This is a genomic window from Saccharothrix hoggarensis (genome assembly GCF_042678885.1).
Classification (GTDB): Bacteria; Actinomycetota; Actinomycetes; order Mycobacteriales; family Pseudonocardiaceae; genus Actinosynnema; species Actinosynnema hoggarensis.
Genome location: NZ_JBHTLK010000458.1, coordinates 1 through 1798, shown reverse-complemented (window position 1 = coordinate 1798; position 1798 = coordinate 1). Strand labels below are relative to the sequence as shown.

The window sequence follows — 1798 nt, the reverse complement described above, 5'->3', positions numbered from 1 at the left end:
CGGCTGCTGGCCCGTGCCGACGACCGGCAGGCCGTCGACGGCGGCCTGCGGTTCCGCCTGCCCGCCGACCTCGCGGGCGAGGTCGCCGAGCTCGCCGTCGCGGAGCAGCGGTGCTGCGCGTTCTTCGACTTCGGGCTGCGGCTGTCCGGCGGTGAGCTGCACGTGGAGGTCCGCGCGCCCGAGGAGGCCGCGGCGCTGCTCGCCGAGGTGTTCGGCGCGCCGCCGCCGGCCGCCGGGGACCAGAACGCCGGGGATCAGGCCGCCGCACACCAGAACGCCGGGCACCGGGCCGCCGCGACCTGATCCGCCACGCCGACCCCGCCACGCCGAAGCGGGTCCGGCGCGCCGTGACCGGCGGCGTGCGTCCGCGATGACCTCCACGTCACCCAGGCAACACGGCGGGGTTACCGACCGGTTAGTCGGGACTCCACGACAACTAAGCGCGACCGTCGAGCACGCGCGCGAGCTCCAGCCGCGACGACACGTTCAGCTTGGCGTAGACGCGCGACAGGTACACCTCGATCGTCCGCGGGCTGTAGTGCAGGGCTGCGGCGATGTCGCGGTTGCGCATGCCCTGCTGCACGAGCCGCGCGACGTTCTCTTCCGCCTCGGTGAGCACGCCGGGCGTCTTGGTCCTCGCCCGCGGCACCTTCGCGCCCAGGTCGCGCAGCCGGCCACCGGCCTGCCGGCGCAGGCCGTGCGCGCCCAGCCGCTGGAACACGGCGTACGCGTCGAGGAGCTCCGGCACCGCCCCGCCGTCCACCAGGCCCAGCGCGAGCTGCGCCCGGGCCCGCTCGAAGACCAGGCCGCCGTCCTCCGCCTCCCGCACCGCCTCGCGGAGCAGGTCGGCGTCCCGCTCGACGACACCGGTCACCCGCCGGACGGTGGTGCGGCTCCACGGTGCCACCCGATCGGCCGACACGACCCGCAGGTGCTTCACGGTCCGCCGCGCCTCTTCCACCCGATCGTGTGCAAGATCCAACTCGATCAGGCGACCCAGCAGCACGCACGCGTACGCGGTCATGCCGTCGTCGTCCACGGCCTCGACCAGGGTGGCGCGGGCCCGGGGGGCGTCACCGCGCGCGGCCAGGTAGCCGGCCATCGCCAGCGCGTGCAGGCGGGACATGTTGGGGCTCGTCGGCGGCGGGAACGCGGCCAGCCGGGCGGCCACGTCCAGCTCGCCGCGCCACGTGCGCACCTCCAGCTCGATGGCGCGCAGCCCGTCGAGCATCATCAGCTCCTGCCGCGACTCCAGCTCGGCGGCGGCCCGCCCCACGCGTTCCAGGCAGGCGTCCCAGGCGCCGCCGAACCAGTCCAGCGCCACCCGCGCCATCTCCAGCTCGCCGCGGAACGCGTGGCCGCCGGTCCGTTCCCGCAGCTCCTCGGCACGGCCCAGCCGCCACGACGCGTCCCGCACCAGGCCCGCCAGCGCGCCGGTCGACGCGCCGACCGCCAACGCCTGCAGCTCCAGCGCCGGCTGACCGGCCGCCGCGCGCAACGACCGGTTCGCGTAGTCCACCGTCTTGTCGTGCCGGAACAGCATGGACGTGATGACGGCCAGCCGGTCGAACACCACCACGCCCTCGGCGGCCGACGTGACCGGCATGGCCTCGATCCGCTCGGCGGCGGCCAGGGCGTCGGCGTGCCGCCCGGTGAAGACGAGCAGCAGCGCGCGCTGCGCGTGCAACGCGGCCGGCGCGTCCCCGGCCCGCACCTCCGCGTCGGCGAGCCGCAACGCCTCGGCGAGCCGGCCGACCAGGAACAGGCTGCTCAGCACGACGACCGCGCACCGCGACCG

1 protein-coding gene and 1 pseudogene are annotated in these 1798 nt (G+C 75.9%); one reads left to right on the top strand and one right to left on the bottom strand.

Features of this window, described 5'->3' with window-relative positions:
• Window positions 1-303 (top strand): annotated as a pseudogene (locus tag ACFQ3T_RS36365) (hypothetical protein); the annotation flags it as partial.
• 133 nt (window positions 304-436) lie between these two features.
• Here the strand turns inward: ACFQ3T_RS36365 and ACFQ3T_RS36360 are convergent.
• On the bottom strand, window positions 437-1798 hold a 1362-nt coding region (locus tag ACFQ3T_RS36360), incomplete at its 5' end, for a LuxR C-terminal-related transcriptional regulator (protein WP_380730671.1).